General features: G+C 71.5%; 15 protein-coding genes. 5 read left to right on the forward strand and 10 right to left on the reverse strand.

The window, feature by feature from the left end; all coding sequences use genetic code 11:
* Positions 1-1,631 (reverse strand): Ig-like domain repeat protein (locus ABZ880_RS43375; protein WP_361275529.1); only part of this gene is annotated, 1,631 nt, incomplete at its 3' end.
* Between the two features lie 478 nt (positions 1,632-2,109).
* Between ABZ880_RS43375 and ABZ880_RS43380 the strand changes: the two genes are divergently transcribed.
* On the forward strand, positions 2,110-6,114 hold the full coding sequence (locus tag ABZ880_RS43380) for an AAA family ATPase (protein ID WP_361275531.1): 4,005 nt from the start codon (positions 2,110-2,112) through the stop codon (positions 6,112-6,114).
* A gap of 159 nt (positions 6,115-6,273) precedes the next feature.
* On the opposite strand, the gene ABZ880_RS43385 is transcribed toward ABZ880_RS43380, so the two are convergent.
* Together ABZ880_RS43385 and ABZ880_RS43390 are read right to left on the reverse strand one after the other, a co-directional pair.
* Complete coding sequence (locus ABZ880_RS43385) at positions 6,274-7,050, reverse strand: glycosyltransferase (RefSeq protein ID WP_361275534.1); 777 nt, start codon at positions 7,048-7,050, stop codon at positions 6,274-6,276.
* Between the two features lie 66 nt (positions 7,051-7,116).
* Positions 7,117-7,530, reverse strand: a complete 414-nt coding sequence (locus tag ABZ880_RS43390; RefSeq protein ID WP_361275536.1) for a hypothetical protein — start codon at positions 7,528-7,530, stop codon at positions 7,117-7,119.
* A gap of 237 nt (positions 7,531-7,767) precedes the next feature.
* Between ABZ880_RS43390 and ABZ880_RS43395 the strand changes: the two genes are divergently transcribed.
* Positions 7,768-8,292, forward strand: a complete 525-nt coding sequence (locus ABZ880_RS43395) for a hypothetical protein (protein ID WP_361275539.1) — start codon at positions 7,768-7,770, stop codon at positions 8,290-8,292.
* Here the strand turns inward: ABZ880_RS43395 and ABZ880_RS43400 are convergent.
* Positions 8,201-8,959 carry a TIGR03943 family protein gene (locus ABZ880_RS43400; protein WP_361275542.1) on the reverse strand — a complete coding sequence of 253 codons (759 nt, stop codon included), beginning with the start codon at positions 8,957-8,959 and terminating at the stop codon, positions 8,201-8,203. The genes ABZ880_RS43395 and ABZ880_RS43400 overlap by 92 nt on opposite strands.
* Entirely contained in the window at positions 8,956-9,885 is a 930-nt protein-coding gene (locus ABZ880_RS43405) for a permease (protein ID WP_361275781.1), read from the reverse strand. Before ABZ880_RS43405 ends, ABZ880_RS43400 begins: the two co-directional genes overlap by 4 nt.
* A gap of 336 nt (positions 9,886-10,221) precedes the next feature.
* On the opposite strand from ABZ880_RS43405, the gene ABZ880_RS43410 reads away from it, so the two are divergent.
* Positions 10,222-12,096: an NAD-binding protein gene (locus ABZ880_RS43410; RefSeq protein WP_361275544.1), complete on the forward strand. Its 1,875-nt coding sequence runs from the start codon at positions 10,222-10,224 to the stop codon at positions 12,094-12,096.
* A gap of 101 nt (positions 12,097-12,197) precedes the next feature.
* Here ABZ880_RS43410 and ABZ880_RS43415 read toward each other — a convergent pair whose 3' ends face one another.
* Complete coding sequence (locus tag ABZ880_RS43415) at positions 12,198-14,027, reverse strand: prolyl oligopeptidase family serine peptidase (RefSeq protein WP_361275547.1); 1,830 nt, start codon at positions 14,025-14,027, stop codon at positions 12,198-12,200.
* Between the two features lie 152 nt (positions 14,028-14,179).
* Between ABZ880_RS43415 and ABZ880_RS43420 the strand changes: the two genes are divergently transcribed.
* Positions 14,180-14,554 carry a nuclear transport factor 2 family protein gene (locus ABZ880_RS43420; protein ID WP_361275550.1) on the forward strand — a complete coding sequence of 125 codons (375 nt, stop codon included), beginning with the start codon at positions 14,180-14,182 and terminating at the stop codon, positions 14,552-14,554.
* A 45-nt stretch (positions 14,555-14,599) separates the two neighbouring features.
* Positions 14,600-15,379: an SURF1 family protein gene (locus ABZ880_RS43425; RefSeq protein ID WP_361275553.1), complete on the forward strand. Its 780-nt coding sequence runs from the start codon at positions 14,600-14,602 to the stop codon at positions 15,377-15,379.
* A gap of 36 nt (positions 15,380-15,415) precedes the next feature.
* Here ABZ880_RS43425 and ABZ880_RS43430 read toward each other — a convergent pair whose 3' ends face one another.
* The 4 genes from ABZ880_RS43430 to ABZ880_RS43445 form a co-directional block, all read right to left on the reverse strand.
* Complete coding sequence (locus tag ABZ880_RS43430) at positions 15,416-16,459, reverse strand: hypothetical protein (RefSeq protein ID WP_361275556.1); 1,044 nt, start codon at positions 16,457-16,459, stop codon at positions 15,416-15,418.
* 107 nt (positions 16,460-16,566) lie between these two features.
* Positions 16,567-17,142, reverse strand: a complete 576-nt coding sequence (locus ABZ880_RS43435; RefSeq protein WP_361275783.1) for a SigE family RNA polymerase sigma factor — start codon at positions 17,140-17,142, stop codon at positions 16,567-16,569.
* A 561-nt stretch (positions 17,143-17,703) separates the two neighbouring features.
* The gene (locus tag ABZ880_RS43440) at positions 17,704-18,762 is read right to left on the reverse strand and encodes an aspartate-semialdehyde dehydrogenase (RefSeq protein WP_361275559.1); all 1,059 of its coding nucleotides are present in this window, start codon (positions 18,760-18,762) and stop codon (positions 17,704-17,706) included.
* Positions 18,763-18,925: 163 nt separating this feature from the next.
* The gene (locus tag ABZ880_RS43445) at positions 18,926-20,197 is read right to left on the reverse strand and encodes an aspartate kinase (RefSeq protein WP_361275562.1); all 1,272 of its coding nucleotides are present in this window, start codon (positions 20,195-20,197) and stop codon (positions 18,926-18,928) included.
* Positions 20,198-20,417 lie beyond the last annotated feature (220 nt).

Raw genomic sequence — 20,417 nt, forward strand, 5'->3', positions numbered from 1 at the left:
GTGCTCGTGACCGTCGCGGGCGCGTAGCGGGTGTCGCCGGTGAACTTGGCGGTGAGCTTGGTGTCCCGGGTGAGGTAGAGGGTGGCGGAGAGGTTTCCGGAGGAGTCGACCGTGCCGGACTTGACCAGCTTGTTGGGCTTGTCGGAGCCGTACGGGTCGGCGTAGATCTCGACGGTGCGGTTCTTGTACGTCGTCCCCAGGTGCGCCGTGAACTTCACCGGGGTGTTGTACGCGTACACCTTGCCGTTGTTGGAGAGGGTCAGCGCCGTCGCGGTGCGGGTGACGTTCACCGTTGCCGTCGCGGTGGCGGCCGCGTGGTACTCGTCGCCCGCGTAGCCGACCGTGTACGTGACCTTGTCACCGGCCGGCGGGGTGTCGGCGAAGGAGTACGAGCCGTCGGCGCCGACCGTCGCCGTGCCGAGCGCCTTGCCCGAGGGGGACTCGGCGTCGGTGCGGCGGACGGAGACCGTCGTGCCGGACGGGAAGGCCGCGTCCGAGGTCAGCTTGCCCGTGACCGTGAGGGCCTTGGCGCGGGGCGCGGTGGACGGAGCCGTCGCCGTGAGCGTGGTGTCCGTCTTCGTCGGGTTGTCGAGGACCCGGAGGGAGTAGACGTTCGAGTCGTTGTACGACACCGCGAACAGCTTGCTGGTGTCCGGCGCCCAGGCCAGGCCCGAGGCCGCGAGGGTGTCGGCGCCGCTGCTGCCACCGGTGTTCGGGAAGTCGTACTGGCGGACAGGGGTGGAGATGCCCGGCTCGAAGATGTGGACGTCCGGGTCGTACCAGGAGAAGGTGCCCCCGGCGACCGCGCCGTTCGGGGCGATGTCGACCGCGTTCGGATAGGCGTTGGAGGTGTAGCTGCCGTCCTCGGACAGGTCGGAGAGCTTGAAGACCTGCTGCTTGTACGGGGCGCCGCTGGCCGTGACGACGTCCTTGCCGTCCGGGGTGACGGCGAGGTCGCTGAGGTCACTGCTGCTGCCCGGGTCCCAGGCGTACGCGGTACGGGTCGCCGAGCCCGAGGACACGTCGAAGACGGCGAATTCGTTCGGGCTCTGCCCGGAGGCGCCCGCGACGACGGTGTCCGGGGCGCCCGGCGAGGAGGCCAGGATCGGGGCGTCGTTCCAGGTCTTGGTGGTGTCCTGGTGGAGCGTCACGACCGGGTCGGTGCCGCTGAGGTCGAGCGAGCCGATGTTGCCGGTGCCGGATCCGCGGTAGCCGAACCAGAGCTTGCCGCCGGCCAGGGCCGGGTATTCGGGCTGGGTGCCGTCGCCCGTCGGGTAGCGATGGGACTCGGTGGCCGTCGCCGTGTCGACGGCGACGATCGCGTCGGCGTCCTCGACGGCCGCGTACAGGGTGCCGGAGTCTGCGGAGAGCTCGAGGCCGCGGACGCCGGGCAGCGAGTCGATCGTGCCGACGACGGTTCCGCTGTAGTCGGTTGCGACGATCTTTCCGCCGCTCGGGTCGCTGATGAAGACCCGCTGGTGGACGCCGTCGACGACGACGTCGCCGGTCGAGGTGACCGGCAGGACGGTGCTCGAGTCGGCCAGCGCGGGCGCGGCCGACGCGACCGCGAGCGCGGCCGAGCAGAACAGGACCGCGAGCGCCGTCGCGGCCGGAAGAGTGCGTGTGCGCACGGTGGTTTCGAACCCCCCGGAACGAAAAAGAGCCCCTGCTGAACTGGGGAAGTGAGCGGAGCGTAGGTCACGCGGGTGACAGCAGTTGCAAAGGAGGGTCAATGGTGATCAAAAAGTCCACCGCGATGATCAAGGCGATCGGAAAGCATTCCGCGCCGTTCGGCTCCGGTCCCTCCCCTCGTGGGGACCGGCGCCGAACGGCGCGGATCTCGCGGGCTCAGGCGATGTGTCCGACGCCGCCGTCCCGTGGCTCCTGCGGAAACCGGCCGAGAACGTTCGGCGTCCCGGGATGTCTCCCCGGGCGCTGAGCCGATGGCCTGCGCGGACAGCGCGTGACGGGCTCGCTACTGCGTCGTGATCCTGCCAGCTGCGCCTCCCGGTGGGGAGGTTCCGGTTCCGGTCCGGACGCTTAAGTCGCAGGTCAGCCGTATAAAGTGAGTTTTCCGGTCCGGATGTCCAAACGCGGGGGGAGTAAGGGGTGGAGGCCTTGAGTTCCGACTCAGGGGCACGTACTGCCTTCGCGGAACGGCTCGCACTGCTCTACAAGGAGGCCGGCAACCCTCCCCTCACGCGCGTGGCCGAGGCGGTCGTACAGCTTCAGCGCGTGGACGAGCGGGGGCGGGCCGTACGGGTGTCCGCGCAGCGGATCAGCGACTGGCGGCGGGCCAAGAACGTGCCCGCGCAGTTCGCCGCACTCGCCGCGGTGCTCCATGTCCTGATACCTCAGGCCCGGCGCGCGCGACCCACGCCCGTTTCGCCCGGTTTGTACGACATGGTGCAGTGGCAGCGGCTCTGGGAACGTGCCGTGGCCGATCCGGCCGGGGAGCGGGCCGCGGCGTCCGCGGAGGTGGAGGAGGGGGCCCCGGCCGAGGCGTCGGCCGTCCCCGGTGTGTGTCCGTACCGGGGACTGGCGTCCTATCGGCAGGAGGACGCCCGGTGGTTCTTCGGGCGGGAGCGGAGCACGAACGCGCTCGTCGATCAGCTGCGGGCGGCGGAGAAGACCGGCGGCCTGGTCATGCTCGTCGGCGCCTCGGGGGCCGGGAAGTCCTCGCTGCTGAACGCCGGTCTGGTGACCGCGCTGCGGGACGGCGCGCTCGGCGACGAGCACGGCCGGGCGGCGGCTGCAGGTGTCGTACAACTCGTGCCCGGCAGTGATCCGCTCGCGGAGCTGACGCGGCGGATCCCGGAGCTCGCACCCGTGGTGTCGGCGGCGGAGGAGGCCGGTACGCCGCGGTTCACGGCCGCGGTCCATGGCGCCGTCACGGCGTGGATGGGGCGCGAGGGGGGCGACGGTGACCGTCCGGTGGTCATCGTGGACCAGTTCGAGGAGGCCTTCACCCTCTGCCCCGACGAGGCGAGCCGGCGGACGTTCGTGCAGGTCCTGCATGCCGCGTGCACGCCCGCCGGGCCGGACGACCCGGCGCCCGTACTGGTGGTCCTCGGTATCCGTGCCGACTTCTACGACCAGTGCCTCAGGTATCCCGAGCTGGCCGACGCGCTGCAGCACCGGCACATGGTGCTCGGGCCGCTGACGACGGCGGAGCTGCGCGAGGCGGTGACCGGGCCGGCCAAGGCAGTGGGGCTGGAGCTCGAACCGGGGCTCGCGGAGCTGATCGTCCGGGAGGTGAGCGCCGACGGGCCCCGCGGGGCGCACGACGCGGGCGTGCTGCCGCTGCTGTCCCACGCCCTGCTCGCCACCTGGCAGCGGCGGAAGGCGGGGAGGCTGACGCTGGCCGGTTACCGGGCGGCGGGCGGAATCCAGGGCGCGGTGGCCGCGACGGCCGAGCGGGCCTGGTCCGGGCTCGATCCGGCGGCTCGTACGGCGGCGCGGCTGCTGCTTCTGCGGCTGGTCCGGCTCGGCGAGGACACCCAGGCCACCCGGCGGCGCGGGACGCGGCGGCAGCTGGCGGAGGAGTCGACGGACCCCGGCAAGACGGAGGAGTCGCTCGAGGCGCTGGTCCGCGCCCGGCTGGTGACGCTGGACGCGGAGACCGTGGAGATCACCCACGAGGCGCTGCTGCACGCCTGGCCGCGGCTGCGCGACTGGATCGACGAGGGCCGCAACGACCACCTGGTCCGCCAGCGTCTGGAGGAGGACGGCCGCGCCTGGGAGGGCTCCGACCGCGACTCCTCGCTGCTGTACCGGGGTTCGCGGCTGGAGCAGGCCCGCAACTGGGCGAAGTCCGCGGGCGACACCCTGCTGACCCGCAGCGCGGTGGAGTTCCTGGCGGCTTCGGTACGGCTGCGCAGGCGCACCCTCGTGATGCGGCGCGGTGGGGTGGCGGCACTGGTCGTGATGTCGATCCTGGCCGTGGGCGCGGCGGTGCTCGCCTGGCAGCAGCGCAACGACGCGGTGTTCGAGCAGGTGGTCGCCGAGGCCGACCGCGTGCAGTACACCGACCCCTCGCTCTCCGCCCAGCTGGACCTGGTGGCCCATGACCTGCGGCCGGACGACGCGGGCACCAACAACCGGCTGATCTCGATCGTGAACGCGCCGCTGGCCACACCGCTGCTCGGCCACACCGGTGCCGTGTACCTCACCTCGTTCAGCCCGGACGGCAAGGTCCTGGCCACCGCCAGCTACGACCGGACGGTCCGGCTGTGGGACGTCAGCGACCGCTCGCACCCGAAGCCGCTGGGCAAACCGCTCACCGGACACACCAGTTGGGTGAGCACCGCGGTCTTCAGCCCCGACGGTCGCACCCTCGCCAGCACCGGCGACGACGGCACCGTACGGCTGTGGGACGTACGCGATCCCGCGCACCCCAAGCCGCTCGGCACTCCCCTGACCGGCCACACCGGCACGATCTACCTGCTCGCCTTCAGCCCGGACGGACACACGCTGGCCTCCGCCGGCGAGGACCACACCGTACGGCTGTGGGACATGACCGATCCGGGCAGGCCGAAGGCGCTCGAGCCGCTGACCGGCCACAGCGCCGCCGTGCGTTCCGTGGCCTTCAGCCCTGACGGGCGCCTGCTGGCGGCCGGTGGCGACGACAACACGATCATGCTGTGGAACATGGCCGACCCGCACCACCCGAAGGCGATCGACCGGGTGCTGAAGGGCCACACGGACACGGTGCACTCCTTGGCCTTCAGCCCCGACGGGCACACCCTCGCCAGCGGCAGCGCCGACGACACCATCCGGCTGTGGGACGTCACCGACCCGGGCCGGGCCGCCCAGCTCGGCTCGCCGCTGACCGGCCACACCGGTCCCATCTGGTCGGTGGCCTTCAGCCCCAAGGGCGGCATGCTCGCGGCCGGCAGCGCCGACAGCACGGCGAGTCTGTGGAACGTCAGCGACCCGGCCTTCCCGTCGCAGGTCGGCGAGCCGCTCGCGGGCAGCAGCGGCGAGATGTACGCCATCGGTTTCAGCCCCGACGGCCGCACCCTGGCCACCGGCAGCGGCGACAGCAAGGTCCGGCTGTGGTCGGTGCCGACGTCGGACATGGTCGGCGCCTTCGGAGCATTCCGCCCGGACGGGCAGGTGCTCGCCATGGCCGCGCGCGACGGGCGGATCCGGCTGTGGAACGTGACGGTTCCCGGCCGGCCCGTGGCGATGGGCGAACCGTTCATGCCCGCGGACGGCGGCCAGCGCCAGCTGGCCTTCTCCCCCGACGGCCACACGCTCGCCGTGATGAACGGACGCCGGAAGCTGTACCTGTGGAACGTCACCGACCCGGCCCGGCCGGTCTCCTACGGGACGCCCCTCACCCTGCGGACCCGCTTCACGGGCTCCGACGCGCTGACCTTCAGCCCGGACGGACGCACGCTGGCGACCCCCTACGACGACCGCACCATCCAGCTGTGGAACGTCGCCGACCCGTCCCGTGCCGTCAAGTTCGGCGCACCGCTGACCGGCCACAAGGGCTATATCAACAGCCTCGTCTTCAGTCCGGACGGCCGTACCCTCGCCAGCGGCAGCGCGGACGCCACCATCCGGTTCTGGAACGTCGCCGACCCCCGCCGTGTCACCCCTGTCGGCGCACCGCTCAAGGGTCACGGCGGCCCCGTCAACGTCCTCGTCTACAGTCCGGACGGCCGCACGCTGGCCAGCGGCAGCGATGACGACACGGTCCGGCTGTGGAACGTCACCGACCCGCGCGACGCGACCGAGGAGGGCAAGCCCCTGACCGGTCACACCGAAGCGGTCGTCTCGCTCACCCTCAGCCAGGACGGCCGCACGCTGGCGAGCGGCGGCAACGACAACACCGTCCGCCTGTGGAACGTGGCCGACCCCTCCGAGGCCGCCCCGATCGGGCAGTCGATGAGCCCCAACGCCAAGACCGGCAACTTCCTTTCGTTCAGCCCCAGGAGCCACATGCTCGGGGTGTCGAGCGGCGCCGACACCGTCCGGCTCTGGAACCTCGACACCGACGACGCCATCCGGCACATCTGCTCGACCACGCAGGGCGTCCTGACGGCGGACAAGTGGCACGAGTACCTGCCGCGGCTCTCCTACGAGCCTCCGTGCGGCACGTAGCGGGCGGGTGACGGGCGTAGATCCGGTGATCCAGATCACAACTCGCCGTGATAGCCGAGCAGGCGACTCCCGCTGCACCTTTCGTCTTGTTAGTCTTGGCCATAGCCCGATCGCTGGTGCATCCCCCGTCGCTAGCGGTCGGGCCCTTGTATGTCCGGCTCAGACCGTCGGTGAGCCCGGGACTTCCCCCTGCACGATGGCGGCCCAGGCGCGAAGGGCGTCGGCGTGCTCCTGGATCAACGACATCCGGGCCCCCCATTCCTCCCCGGCCTGGTGATTCGGGTGCGTGGTGATCTGCCCGGGGTGCTTGCGGTACATGAGGCCGGTGTCGCCGATGAACCATCCGTCCGTCAGGGCGTCGAGTCCGAGCAGCAGGCCCGTGTCACCGGAGGCCGGCAGGGCCATCCACCCGCCGAGCAGCGCCAGCAGATGGCGCCGCACGCACAGCGTGGCGGGGTGAATCCGAGGCCGGCGGTGCTCGGCCCAGAATCCGTACGCGCTCCCGCGCGGGAGCCGGCCGGGCTCCGGATCGCCGTCGAAGGAGACGGTGCTGCCGTCGTCGAGGAGGTCGAGCACTCGGGACGTGGTCCAGCCCACCGCGGGGTGCTCCTCCAACGCGGCGATGTCGCGCGCGAGAGCCCCGGCGGTGAGCTGGTCGTCGGCGTCCAGGTTCTTCACGTAGACACCGGTCGACCGGGCGAACGCCAGGGTCCGCGCCACGTGCGGGCCGCCACGTCGGGACGCCGAGATCCGGATGCGCGGATCGTCCGCGGGAAGATGCGCGGAGCTTCGAACGTCGCTTCCGTCCTCCTGCACACACCACTCCCATGACCAGCCGTCAGGAAGGTCCTGGGAGCGAAGGGACGCGTACGCCTCCGAGAGGAACCGCGCACCCTCTCCGTGCACAGGCGTGACAACCGAGATGATCTCGTTCATACGGGCCAGCTTACGAAGCGATCGCGAACGACTTCCGCGGCCCGTGGACGCCGGGTGGCGCAGGCCCTAGCGGTCGCCGCCGGAGGTCGCGAGCCAGTGCGCGAGCCTGCGTACGGTGGTCTCGTCGAGCCGGTCGACGATTTCCCGTACGGCGGCCAGGTCGTCCGGCGCCAGGTCGTAGACGCCGGCCTTGGCCAGGCCGGACATGAGGACCTGGCGGCGGCGGCTGTCCATGCGTTCGGCGAGCCTGGTCGGCTCCTCGGGGGCGGTGGACGGTTGCTGCGCTGCCGGCGCCGGCGCGGGAGCCGAGACGTCGTAGCGCTGCCAGCTGTCGCCCTTCGGGCCCCAGAGGCTCACCGCGAGGCTCTCCCCGCGGGCCCGGACGGTGTGGGCCATCTCGCCGAGCGCGTACTGCACGGGGGCGCGGTGCGGGGACTCGGCGCACACCTGCCAGGCCGTCGAGTCGGGTCGGTGGAACATCGCGACCCAGCGTGGGGGGCCTGACGGTTGCGGGCTCTGGGGACGGGTCTCCACTGCGTTCACCCCTTCATGCACCTCTTCGGAAGCCGCTCGGCGGCACGGGGACCATAACTGACGACCCGTCAGTTATCCAGACCCGCACGCTTCTGTCCTCTTCACGGCCGACGTGGCACCCTGCCTCCGCCCGCGAGCCGAAAAGACCTCCAGCCGAGGAGACCTCCAGCCGAGGAGACAGAGATGAGCGCGCCCGAAGACGGCCATGGCGCTCGCGCCCGGAGCGCCTACGACCGCGCCCTCGCCGCATGCCGGTACGCCGGAGTGGACGCCGCCGCGGCCGAGCCGGTGCCGAAGAGCCCCACCGAGCGGGCGGCCAACGCCCTGCGGCTGACCGCCCGGTTGCTCGACGGGCTCGCGGCGGGCGCCCCCGACCCGGCCGCGGACGCCCGCTGCGCGCGCAATGCCGCGGCCGCGGCCGCGCTCGCCGCTCAGGTGGCCCGGTCGCACGACGGGAACGAGGCCGCCGCCCACGCACTGCGCGCCGCCCTCGCCGCCTCGCAGGCCGCCGCGACCGCGGCCGGCGGCACGGCGGCAGGACGTGACGCCGCCCTGAACTCCGCCGCCGACGACGCCGAGGAACGCGCGGTCGCCGCCGCCCGGGACGCGGGCTGGATCACTGGTTCCAGCTCTCGTCGTACGGGTCCTTCGGCGTCGGCACCGGTTTCGCCGACGTCACCTCGAGGTACGGGATCGGGCCGTTGTTGACGGGATCCTTGGTCTGCCTGGCGGTGTAGGTGCCGGTCACCTCCAGCCACTTGTCCGGCTCCAGGACCGGGGGGATCCTGCCCGTCAGGGCGATCTTCACCGGCTGGGCGTCGGCGGCGCAGCAGTTGAGGGCCATGCGGACCAGGTAGGGGGCACCAGTGCGGTCCAGGGCGACGAAGCCCGTGATCTTGATCTGGCGGCCGGTTATGGAGCGGCCGTGGTCGTAGACCGCGCGGCCCGCGTAGTCGACCACGCCGAGGCGGAGCGGCCCGGCGGCGGGCAGGGAGTTGTAGCCGTACGGCTGCTGCAGTGCCGTACCGGTGCGCATGGCGCTGTACGAGCCGAGGGCCGGCGGGGCGACCAGGATGAGGGCGAGGAGGGGGAGGACCAGGAGCCACGAGACGCGGGGCTCGCGGTGGACATGGCCGTCGCCGTGATCGTGGCCGTCGCCGTGGTCCTGGGTGTGCCCGTCGCTGCCCTTCCCCTTCCCTCCCCGCCACTCGTACCAGACCGTCGCCAGCGCCGCGGCGATCAGTACCGCGCCCGACAGCAGCAACAGCGGTTGCAGGCCTGCCTTGACGTAGCGCAGGTAGAGGTCGGTGAAGCCCGCGTGCAGCAGGGCCGCGCCGGTGAGGAACAGGACCGCCGCCTGTGCCTGGCGGTTCACAGGAGCACCGCCCCGGTCAGGACCGCGCCCGCGATGGCGAGGGCGAAGGTGGCGGGGGCGAAGCGCAGGGCGAAGCCGCGGCCGAAGGTGCCCGCCTGCATGGCGAAGAGCTTGAGGTCGATCATTGGGCCGACCACCAGGAACGCCAGCTTGGCCGTGAGCGAGAACTGGGTCAGCGAAGCCGCTACGAACGCGTCCGCCTCCGAGCAGATGGACAGCAGTACGGCGAGGATCGCGAGCGCGAGGATCGCGACGACCGGATTCTCGGCCGCCGTGCGCAGCCAGCTCGCCGGGGCCACCGCCTTCAGCGTCGCCGCGGCCATCGCGCCGATGACCAGGAAGCCGCCCGCGTGCATCACGTCGTGCCGGACCGAGCCCCAGAAGGCCGCGCCCTTGCTCTGGCCGTCGAAGTGCGGGCGCTCCGGCAGGCGCAACCAGTCGGTCCGGCCCAGGCGTTGCCACAGCCAGCCCATCACACAGGCCACGAGCAGACTGCCGACGAAACGGGCCAGGACCATTTCGGGGTTGCGGGGGAAGGCGACCGCGGTCGCCGTCAGCACGATCGGGTTGATGGCGGGGGCGGAGAGGAGGAAGGCGAGCGCCGCGGCCGGGGTCACGCCGCGGCGGACCAGCGCCCCGGCCACGGGTACGGACGCGCACTCGCAGCCCGGCAGCACCGCGCCCGCCATCCCCGCGACGGGGACCGCCAGCGCGGGCCGCTTCGGCAGGGCGCGGGCGAAGAACGACGCCGGTACGAACACGGCGATCGCCGCCGAGAGCAGCACGCCGAGGACGAGAAAGGGCAGCGCCTGGACCAGCACGGCCACGAACACCGTCATCCAGCTCTGCATCACCGGTGCGGAGAGTGCGCCGCGGATGGGTCCCTGCAGCAGCACCAGCAGGAGCAGCACCATGGTGAGGATCAGCGGGGACTTCGACTCGCGCTGTCCGCCGCCGGCCGTCTTCCCGTGCGGCTCCGGATGATGTTCCGCAGGCCGGTGGCCTGCCGGATCGTGGCCTACCGGCTCATCGCTGTCCGCCCCCGTGGGGGCTGCTTTGGTGATGGCCACGGGCGAGGTACCTCCGGTGGTGCGCTGCGGAAGGGCGCTGGTCTTCCTCCCCTTCAGTACGGCGGGGAGGCGGTGGATGTTCAGTGACCGTGCACGATCGTTGCTGGAACCACCCGTCTCGTTGAGGCAGTCTTTCCCCTCGTGGGGAGCGTTCCGAATCAAGGGCAGCCGAGTGGTGATACGTCCGCGCACATGGTGGTGTGCGGTGACGACGGCCTGGCGCACCGGCTGGCCGCCGAACTGCGGGGTGTCTACGGCGAGCAGGTCACCCTCGTCGTCCCGCCGTCCGAGCGCGGTGTCCTGCCGCCGGTGGTCGGGCGGGCCCGGGCCACGACCGCGGCCCTGATCGACCGGGTGAGCGCGGCCGTCAACCGGGGGAACGGCGCGGCCGCCGCCGAACCCGTCGGCAACGGCCATGTCGTGGAGGCCGCCGAGCCGGTCGAGTCCGTGCTCGCGGACGCGGGCGTGGAGCGGGCCGCCGCGCTGGCGCTGGTGTACGACGACGACGAGACCAACATCCGCGCCGCCCTCACCGCCCGCCGCCTCAACCCCCGGCTGCGGCTGGTCCTCAGGCTCTACAACCGGCGGCTCGGGCAGCACATCGAGGAACTCCTCGACCAGGCGGCCGCGTTGGCCGCGGGCGACGGGGACGGATCCGGCTTCGACGCCTCCACCACCGTGCTGTCCGACGCCGATACGGCCGCGCCCGCGCTGGCCGCCACCGCCGTCGCCGGCACCAGCAAGGTCGTACAGACCGACGGGCTGCTGCTGCGCGCGGTGGAGCGGACGCCGCGGCCCGGGCAGGTGGCCCGGCCCGGGCTGGCCACCTTGGCGTTGCTGTCCCCGGACGGTGCCGAGACCGGCGGGGAGCATGGGCCGGAGCTGCTGCCCGACGCGGCGGCGGTCCGGGCCGCGACCGGCCGCGGCAGCGTCGTACTGGAGCAGGTCTCGTACGCCGGGCCCGAACTGCCGCCCGCCCGCGGGGCCGTGGCGTTCGCGTCGCTGTTCTCGCGGCGGCTGCGGTGGTCGATGGCGGGCATGGTCGGATGCGTGGTCGCGCTCGCGGTGGCCTTGTGGCTGGTGACGGGGATGCATCCGCTGAGCGCGTTCTATCTGACGCTGCTCGATCTCTTCGCCATCGACGACCCCGCGATCGGCGCTTCCGTCGGGCGTCAGGTCCTTCAACTCCTCTCCGGTCTGGTCGGGTTGCTGCTGCTGCCGGTGCTGCTGGCCGCGGTGCTCGAGGCGCTCGGGACCTTCAGGACCGCGTCCGCACTGCGCAAGCCGCCACGGGGGCTGGGCGGTCATGTGGTCCTCCTCGGGCTCGGCAAGATCGGTACGCGGGTGCTGACGCGGCTGCGGGAACTGCACATCCCCGTGGTGTGCGTCGAGTCCGACCCCGACGCGCGCGGGCTGGCGACGGCGCGGCGGTTGCGGGTGCCGGTGGTGCTCGGGGACGTCACGCAGGAGGGTGTGCTGGAGGCCGCCAAGATCCACCGTGCGCATGCGCTGCTCGCGGTGACCAGCGCGGACACGACGAATCTCGAGGCCGCGCTGTACGCCCGAAGTGTGCGGCCGGATCTACGGGTTGTGCTGCGGCTGTACGACGACGACTTCGCGACCGCCGTGTACCGGACGCTGCGGGCCGCGCATCCGCGGGCGTCCACCCGGAGTCGGAGTGTTTCTCATCTGGCTGCTCCTGCGTTTGCCGGGGCGATGATGGGGCGGCAGATTCTGGGGGCGATTCCGGTGGAGCGGCGGGTGTTGCTGTTCGCCGCGGTGGATGTGGGCGGGCATGCACAGCTGGAGGGGAAGACGGTCGCGGAGGCGTTTCGGGCGGGGGCGTGGCGGGTGCTGGCCCTCGATACGGCGGCAGTCGGTGACCGCCGCCGCCAGGAAGAACCCGCGGCGGAGGAGGCGTACGAGGACGCACGGCGGTCGGGGCTGGTGTGGGATCTGCCGGACAACTACGTGCTGCGGGGGTCGGATCGGGTGGTGCTGGCGGCTACGCGGCGGGGGTTGGCGGAGTTGCTGGGGCGGCGGCCGCGGGAGCGGGCCGGGGCCTGAGAGGCACCCGGAGCTGGGGCGGTGGGTGGCTTTCGCGCCCGCGCCCGCGGGGTGCCGCCTGCGCCCACGCGCGCCGCCCCAGCGGCACGACTGCCCGCAGGCTAGGACAGTGTGCGACCTCCCAAGTGCCGCTCCGCGAAGTCCAGTTCGAGCCGTACCTGCTTGATCCGCTCGTCCACCACCAGCGAACCGTGCCCCGCGTCGTAGCGGTACACCTCGTGGGTGGCGCCCTTCGCCTCCAGCCGCTTGACGTAGTTCTCGATCTGGCGGATCGGGCAGCGGGGGTCGTTGACGCCGGCCGAGATGTAGACCGGGGCCTTGACCTCGTCGACGTAGGTCAAGGGGGACGAGGCCTCGAAGCGTTCGGGGACCTCCTCCGGGGTGCCGCCCAGCAGGGTGCGGTCCATGGCCTTCAGGGCTTCCATCTCGTCGTGGTACGCCGTGACGTAGTCGGCGACCGGGACCGCCGCGATGCCCAGCGCCCAGGCGTGCGGCTGGACGCCGAGGCCGAGGAGGGTGAGGTAGCCGCCCCAGGAACCGCCGGTGAGGATCAGGCGGTCGGGGTCTGCCAGGCCCGAGCTCACCGCCCAGGCGCGGACCGCCTCGATGTCCTCGAGCTCGATCAGGCCCACGCGGTGCTTCAGGGCGTCCGTCCAGGCGCGGCCGTAGCCCGTGGAACCGCGGTAGTTGACCCGCACCACCGCGTACCCGTGGTCGACCCAGGCCGCCGGGCCCGCCGCGAACGCGTCGCTGTCGTGCCAGGTCGGGCCGCCGTGGATGTCGAAGACCGTGGGCAGCGGGCCCGTCACGCCGGCCGGCTTCTGGACCAGGGCGTGGATGCGGCCGCCGGGGCCGTCCACCCAGACGTCCTCCACCGGCACCGAGCCCGGGGACTTCATGCCCGGCGGGTCGAGGACGACCTCGCCCGTCGTCGAGCGGACCGCCGACGGCTCGGCGGCCGAGGACCAGAGGTACTCCACGCTGCCGTCGGGGCGGGCGGTGGCGCCGGAGACCGAGCCGGGCGGGGTGAGCATCCGCTCCAGGGCGCCGCCCGCGAGGTCGTAACGGAACAGCTCGCTGCGGGCCTCGAAGCTGTGCACGATGAGCAGGCCCGTGCCGTCCGGATACCACTCGGCACCGACGTCGCCCGGCAGGTCCAGGGCCAGGTCGGTCTCCTCGCCCGTCGCCACATCCCACACCAGGGGCTCCCAGCGGCCGCGGCGCTGGTGGCCGATGAGCAGACGGGTGTCGCCGTCGACCGGCGCGAAGCCCAGGACCTCCAGGCCCAGCTCCTGCGTGCCGCCCTTGGTGTCGTCGAGCTCGGCGACCGCCGTGCCGTCGGGGCGCAGCACACGCAGCGCGGAGTGCATCGCGTCGCCGTGCTCCGTGTGCTCGATCGCGATCAGCGAGCCGTCGTGAGAGAGGTCGCCGACGCCCGCCGACTCGCGGTGGCGGTAGACCTCCGCGGGGTCCTCGCCGGTGCGCACGAGATGGATCGTCGTACCGTCCTCGTCCGTGGAACGCCCGACGATCGCCGTGCGGCCGTCGCGGCCGAGGGCCAGGCCTGCCGGGTAGGAGGCCTCCAGGCCCGGGGCGGCGAGCTCGTCCGGCCCGCCCTCGAAGGGCTGTCTGCGCCAGACGCCGAACTCGTCGCCGTCCTTGTCGTCGAACCACCAGATCCAGGCGCCGTCCGGGGAGAGCACACCGTCCGTCGTGCCGTTCGGCCGGTCCGTGACCTGGCGTTGCTCGTCCGTCGCCCGGTCCCAGGCGTACAGCTCGTAGGTGCCGGTGGCGTTCGACACGAACAGCGACCGGTCGGGGGCGTCCTCCGCCCAGTCGGGCAGCGAAACCCTCGGCGCCCTGAAGCGCTTCTCCCAGTCCGGCATCTGTTCGTCCCGCTCCGGCGCGGCGGGCCCGTTGCTCTCAGTCATGGCCCCATACTGCCTGCTCGCTGTGACAATGCGCCGACGGGATCCCCAGCCTGTGGACAACTTCTACCGGTCGCTTACCAATCCCCTCCTGAGCAGGACGGACGGCGTCGGCCCGGACCGATTGTCAGTGGCGGGGTGCAGACTCTTTCGACATGACCGATCTGCGCAAGACAGTCGAGAGGTTCTGGGCCGCAGCCGAGGCCCGGGACTGGGACGCATTCGCCGACACCCTGGCCGAGGATGTCGTCTACACGCTGCCGCAGACCCGCGAGCGGATCAGCGGCCGGGAGCGGTACGTGCAGTTCAACCGGGAGTATCCCGGTGACTGGCACCTGCGGATCGAGCGGATCGTCGCCGAGCCGGAACAGGTCGTCAGCTGGCTGCGGTTCACGGTCGGGCTGGAGGAGATGTACGGCATCTCCTTCTTCACGGCGGACGCGTCCGGCCGAATAGCCGCCGTCACCGACTTCTGGCCGGAGCCCTACGAGCCCCCGGCGGGCCGGGACCACCTGGCCGAGCGGTACTGAACCCCGCGGCCCGGCCCCGCGAAGCGGCCCCGTACCTTTGAAGGCGTGTACCGGTTTCTGCTGACGCCCCGATGGTGGGGGATCAACGTCTTCGTGCTGCTCGCCATCCCCTTCTGCATCTTCATGGGGTCCTGGCAGCTGAGCCGGTTCGAGGACCGCGTCCAGGACCACCGCGACGCGACCGAGCAGGTCACGACGGACCGGCACGAGGCGGCCCGGCCGCTGAAAGAGCTGCTGCCCGTGGACAAGGCCACCTCCGGCAGGCAGGCCACCGAGACCGGGCGGTACGGCAGGCAGCTGCTCGTTCCGGACCGCCGACTGGACGGCAAGCGCGGCTTCTACGTGCTGACGCTGCTGCGCACCGACGACGGCAAGGCGCTGCCCGTGGTGCGCGGCTGGCTGCCGGGTTCCGCGGACGCCTCGAAGGCGCCCGCCGTACCGAAGGGTGAGGTCACCGTCACGGGTGCCCTGCAGGCGTCCGAGACGCCGGGGGACAACGGGGTGAGCGCGCAGGGCGGGCTGCCGGACGGGCAGACCGCGGCGATCAGTTCGGCCTCGCTGGTGAACCTCGTGCCGTACGACGTGTACGACGCATGGGTCACGCTGGACAAGGCGGACGCCGGGATGACAGCCGTGCCGGCGACTGCGCCGGCGGACTCCGGGCTGGACCTGAAGGCGTTCCAGAACCTCGGCTACACCGGCGAGTGGTTCGTCTTCGCCGGGTTCGTGGTGTTCATGTGGTTCCGGCTGCTGCGGCGCGAGATCGAGTTCGCGCGGGATGCGGAGATGGGGTTGGTGGCGGAGGAGGCGAAGGTCACCGTCTGACGCCGGGGGCCGCAGCCCCCAGCAACGGCGGGGAAGTCACGCCCCGGCCAGCACCCCGGTGTAGATGACCGTCCCCGCGCACGCGTTGGACACCGACGCCGAACCCGACGCCGAGCCCGCCGCCGGCGTGTACGACACCGTGACGCTGCCGTCCGCCGTGCCGTCCTCCGTGAGCATCTGCGTCGTCACACCGCTGTCCGTGCCGCTGGACGTGGAGCCCGAGCTGCTGCCCGCGTCCGGCGTTGGCGTCGGGCTGGCGGTGGAACCGCCGTCCGTGGTGCCGCCCGAATTGCCGCCGGTGGTGGGACAGGTGTCCGACGGGACCCAGGCGAACTGGATCGCGTAGGTCGCGCCGGGCTGCAGGACGAGCGAGGCGACCTCGCTGGAGGGGTCGGGCAGGCTTGCCGCCGCGTCTCCGGCGGCATGGCGGGCGACGCCGATCTTCGAGGAGTCCGCGGCGCCCTGCGCGAGCGGGGTCACCGAGCCGGGAGCGTCGACGCTGCAGGCGGTGGTGGAGGTGTTGGCGACGACGAAGCTGCCGTAGACCGCACCGGAGGAGTCCGGGGAGCCGACCGTCGGGCTGGGCGCACCGAGCTGGGCGGCCGTGCACACCGGGGCCGTGGCGCTGGTGGTCGAGGGGTCGCCGCTCGAGCTGCCGCTCGTGCCCGTGCCGGTGCCCTTGCCCTTGCCGTCGCCCTTGGTGTCGCCCTTGCCCTTGTTCTCGACCTTGCCGGAGTTGCCGCCGGCAGTGCTCTCACCGCCGCCGGCGTTTTTTCCCTGGCTCGCCCCGCCCTGGGCCTGCGAGGCCTGACCGACGGCCGACGGGTTGACGTCGGAGCCGGTCGCGTTGGACACGTGCAGCAGGGCGGGGACGGCGGTGCCGATGAACAGCGCGGCGGCCGCCATGCCGACCATCGCCTGCCGCTTGCGGGCGCGCCGGGCGGGCACGGCCCGCCGCAGGTGGTCCAGCGTGCCGTTGCGCGGCTCGACCGTCTGCACCGCCTGGTGCAGCATCCTGCGCAGGGCCAGCTCGTCCGAGTCGAGCCCCTCGGGGTTCTGGTCGTCGGGGCCGTGGTTCACAGTTCCGTTCCCAGCGTGCGATTGCCTGTGGTCTTGCAGTCGTGTCGGCTCATGCCAAGCGAAGGGCTCATGTCTGTCATGGGAGTCACGTCCCTCACGGTCCCTGTTCATGCCGGCGCCTCCATCGCAATACGGAGGGCCGCGATGCCGCGGGAGCCGTACGCCTTGACCGAGCCCAGCGATATGCCGAGCGTCTCGGCGACCTGGGCCTCGGTCATGTCCGCGAAGTAGCGCAGCACCAGGACCTCGCGCTGGCGGCGCTGCAGCCCCTTCATCGCCTTGATGAGGGAGTCGCGCTCCAGCTGGTCGTACGCACCCTCTTCGGCGCTCGCCATGTCGGGCATCGGCTTCGACAGGAGCTTGAGGCCCAGGATGCGGCGGCGCAAGGCGGAGCGGGAAAGATTGACGACCGTCTGACGCAGATAGGCGAGCGTCTTCTCGGGGTCGCGGACGCGTTTGCGTGCGGAGTGCACGCGGATGAAGGCCTCCTGGACGACGTCCTCGCAGGAGGCGGTGTCGTCCAGCAGGAGGGCGGCGAGACCGAGCAGCGAGCGGTAGTGCGCGCGGTAGGTCTCGGTGAGGTGGTCGACGGTCGTCCCGGCCGCCGCGATGTCCTCGGCGCCGTCGCGCTGGTTCGGGATGCGGGTGGGCCGCGCTGCGGGCATGGGCGCGATCACCGGCATGCCGCCGGGCGTACCGGGCATGCGGGGTCGGAGGGACGGGCGGGGCGGCCGTAGGGCCGTGCCGCGCGTCGCCGCAGAGAAGTCGAGTACCTCAGCCACGCCAGTTGGACACGTTTCCCCCCGTCAGGGTTGTACGTGCCGGGCATCACTTTTGCGTCAGCCACTCCCCCATCGCATGCACCCCGTGCCGCAACCGGCTGTCTCGTGTCAGGCAGCACTACTGACCGTGCGTCAAACGCCCTCATGCCTACCCGCTCTTCCCCTATGTCCTGAATGATCGAGGTGTCCCCACACCTCATAGCGCATCCCCGCACCCCCGAAGGGCGTTCGCAAAGACGCTCCCCGCCCTTCGCGCGGTTGCGGAGAGCGGGGAGGAAAATCTTCGGATGCCTTGGGGGCCCGGGGCAAGTGGTACGGACCATTAGCCGGGCCACATGTCGCCCACAGATCCTACAAACCAACCGGCCCACGGCCAGGGGTTTTCCTGCAGTAACCCCTTACTTGTACATGTGTTGCACGCAACACGGCACGTCATGGGAGCGCGACCACCGTCACAGCCCGTCACCTGAACTCGGTCGCCACCAGCTCCGCGATCTGTGCGGTGTTGAGGGCCGCACCCTTGCGCAGGTTGTCGCCGCAAACGAAGAGTTCGAGCGCCGTGGGGTCGTCGAGCGCGCGCCGCACCCGGCCCACCCAGGTCGGGTCGGTGCCCACGACGTCGGCGGGCGTCGGGAACTCCCCGGCGGCCGGGTCGTCGAAGAGGACGACCCCGGGGGCGGTGGCGAGGATCTCGCGGGCCCCGTCGACGGTGACCTCGCCCTGGAAGCGGGCGTGGACGGTGAGGGAGTGCGTGGTGACCACCGGCACCCGTACGCAGGTCACGGCGACGGGCAGGTGGGGCAGGCCGAGGATCTTGCGGGACTCGTCCCGCACCTTCATCTCCTCCGAGGACCAGCCGTCCTCGCGCAGGGAGCCGGCCCACGGCACCACGTTCAGCGCGACCGGCTCCGGGAACGGCCCGGTGTTGTCGCCGACGGCCCGCCGTACGTCACCGGGGCTGGTCCCCAGTTCCGTACCGGCGACGAGGGACAGCTGCTGCCGCAGGGTGTCCACACCTGCGCGCCCGGCGCCGCTCACGGCCTGGTACGAGGAGACGACCAGCTCGCGCAGCCCGAACTCGGCGTGCAGCGCGCCCAGGGCCACGATCATGGACAGCGTCGTGCAGTTGGGGTTGGCGATGATCCCGCGCGGCCGGCGACGGGCGCAGTGCGGATTGACCTCCGGGACGACCAGCGGCACGTCCGGGTCCATCCGGAAGGCGCCCGAGTTGTCCACGACCACCGCGCCCTTGGCGGCGGCGACCGGCGCCCAGCGCTCGGACACCTCGTCGGGTACGTCGAACATGGCGACGTCGACCCCGTCGAAGGCCGCCTCCGTCAGGGCCACCACCTCGACCTCCTCGCCGCGCACGGCCAGCTTGCGGCCGGCCGAGCGCGGCGAGGCGATCAGACGGATCTCGCCCCAGATGTCCGCGTGCTGGGACAGGATCTGGAGCATGACCGTGCCGACGGCCCCGGTCGCTCCCACGACCGCGAGCGTCGGTCCAGCGCCTGCTGTCACCTTTCCGCCTGCCCCACGATGCCTGGCACGCACGCTCGCCGCGTTGCCGGAGTGCCCACGTGACTCCGCCACGCGGACACTCCGGCGCCTTGCGATCGCACGCACCAGACGCCGCGCGGCCCGCCCTCCGGGCGAACGACGGGAAGGTGACGGCAGGCGCTGGTCATCGCCCGGTGCCTCCGTAGACAACGGCCTCGTCGCTGTCGGAGTCGAGCCCGAAGGCGGAGTGGACCGCGCGCACGGCGTCCGGGACGTCGTCGCCACGCGTGACGACCGAGATGCGGATCTCGGAGGTCGAGATCAGCTCGATGTTCACGCCCGCGTCGGAGAGCGCCTCGAAGAAGGACGCCGTGACCCCGGGGTTGGTCTTCATGCCCGCGCCGACCAGGGAGATCTTGCCGATCTGGTCGTCGTAGCGCAGCGAGTCGAAGCCGATCGCGGTCTTCGCCTTCTCCAGGGCGTCGATGGCCTTGCGGCCCTCGGTCTTGGGGAGGGTGAAGGAGATGTCCGTCAGACCGGTCGACGCGGCCGACACGTTCTGCACGACCATGTCGATGTTGATCTCGGCATCGGCGATGCTGCGGAAGATGACGGCGGCCTCGCCCGGCTTGTCCGGCACGCCGACGACCGTGATCTTGGCCTCGGAGGTGTCATGCGCGACACCGGAGATGATGGCCTGCTCCACCTTCTGGTCCCCAATCGGCTCACTGCTGACCCAGGTGCCCTGCAGTCCGCTGAAGCTGGACCGGACGTGGATCGGGATGTTGTAGCGGCGGGCGTACTCCACACAGCGGTGGAGCAGCACCTTCGAGCCGGACGAGGCCAGCTCGAGCATGTCCTCGAAGGAGATCCAGTCGATCTTCTTCGCCTTCTTCACCACACGCGGGTCGGCGGTGAACACGCCGTCGACGTCGGTGTAGATCTCGCACACCTCGGCGTCGAGGGCGGCCGCCAGCGCCACCGCGGTGGTGTCGGACCCACCGCGACCGAGCGTGGTGATGTCCTTCTTGTCCTGGCTGACGCCCTGGAAGCCGGCGACGATGGCGATGTTGCCCTCGTCCAGCGCCGTACGGATACGACCGGGCGTCACGTCGATGATCCGGGCTTTGTTGTGGACCGAGTCGGTGATGACACCTGCCTGGCTGCCGGTGAAGCTCTGGGCCTCGTGGCCCAGGTTTTTGATCGCCATGGCCAGCAGTGCCATGGAGATACGCTCTCCGGCGGTCAGCAGCATGTCGAACTCACGCCCGGCCGGCATCGGAGACACCTGCTCGGCGAGATCGATCAGCTCGTCCGTCGTGTCGCCCATCGCGGAAACGACGACAACCACCTGGTTGCCGTTCTTCTTCGCTTCCACGATTCGCTTGGCGACGCGCTTGATGCCTTCGGCATCGGCTACGGAGGAGCCTCCGTACTTCTGCACGACAAGGCCCACTTGCGCTCCTCGCTCGTCCCGTATCTTTCCGCAGATACGCATCCGTACTGCGGTCGGCTCAGTTTATCGAGCGCCCGAAATCCACCCACGTGGAACCACATGGTGAGACCGGCCGCTCCAGCACGGACCCTGCCCCGGCCCGACGTGAACACTCCGCAAAGTGGGCCAGGTCACCCGTTGACGCTCTGAGTAGCCGCCCGATAACTTCGCGTCGTCGTCG

It is taken from the genome of Streptomyces sp. NPDC047043 (genome assembly GCF_040644055.1).
GTDB lineage: Bacteria > Actinomycetota > Actinomycetes > Streptomycetales > Streptomycetaceae > Streptomyces.

What these genes read in the sequence shown, in the direction of transcription:
- ABZ880_RS43385 (WP_361275534.1), bottom strand. Translation starts at nt 7,050, where the DNA reads ATGAACGAGATCATCTCGGTTGTCACGCCTGTGCACGGAGAGGGTGCG.
- ABZ880_RS43390 (WP_361275536.1), bottom strand. Translation starts at nt 7,530, where the DNA reads ATGTTCCACCGACCCGACTCGACGGCCTGGCAGGTGTGCGCCGAGTCC.
- ABZ880_RS43395 (WP_361275539.1), top strand. Translation starts at nt 7,768, where the DNA reads ATGAGCGCGCCCGAAGACGGCCATGGCGCTCGCGCCCGGAGCGCCTAC.
- ABZ880_RS43410 (WP_361275544.1), top strand. Translation starts at nt 10,222, where the DNA reads ATGGTGGTGTGCGGTGACGACGGCCTGGCGCACCGGCTGGCCGCCGAA.
- ABZ880_RS43415 (WP_361275547.1), bottom strand. Translation starts at nt 14,027, where the DNA reads ATGACTGAGAGCAACGGGCCCGCCGCGCCGGAGCGGGACGAACAGATG.
- ABZ880_RS43420 (WP_361275550.1), top strand. Translation starts at nt 14,180, where the DNA reads ATGACCGATCTGCGCAAGACAGTCGAGAGGTTCTGGGCCGCAGCCGAG.
- ABZ880_RS43435 (WP_361275783.1), bottom strand. Translation starts at nt 17,142, where the DNA reads ATGCCGGTGATCGCGCCCATGCCCGCAGCGCGGCCCACCCGCATCCCG.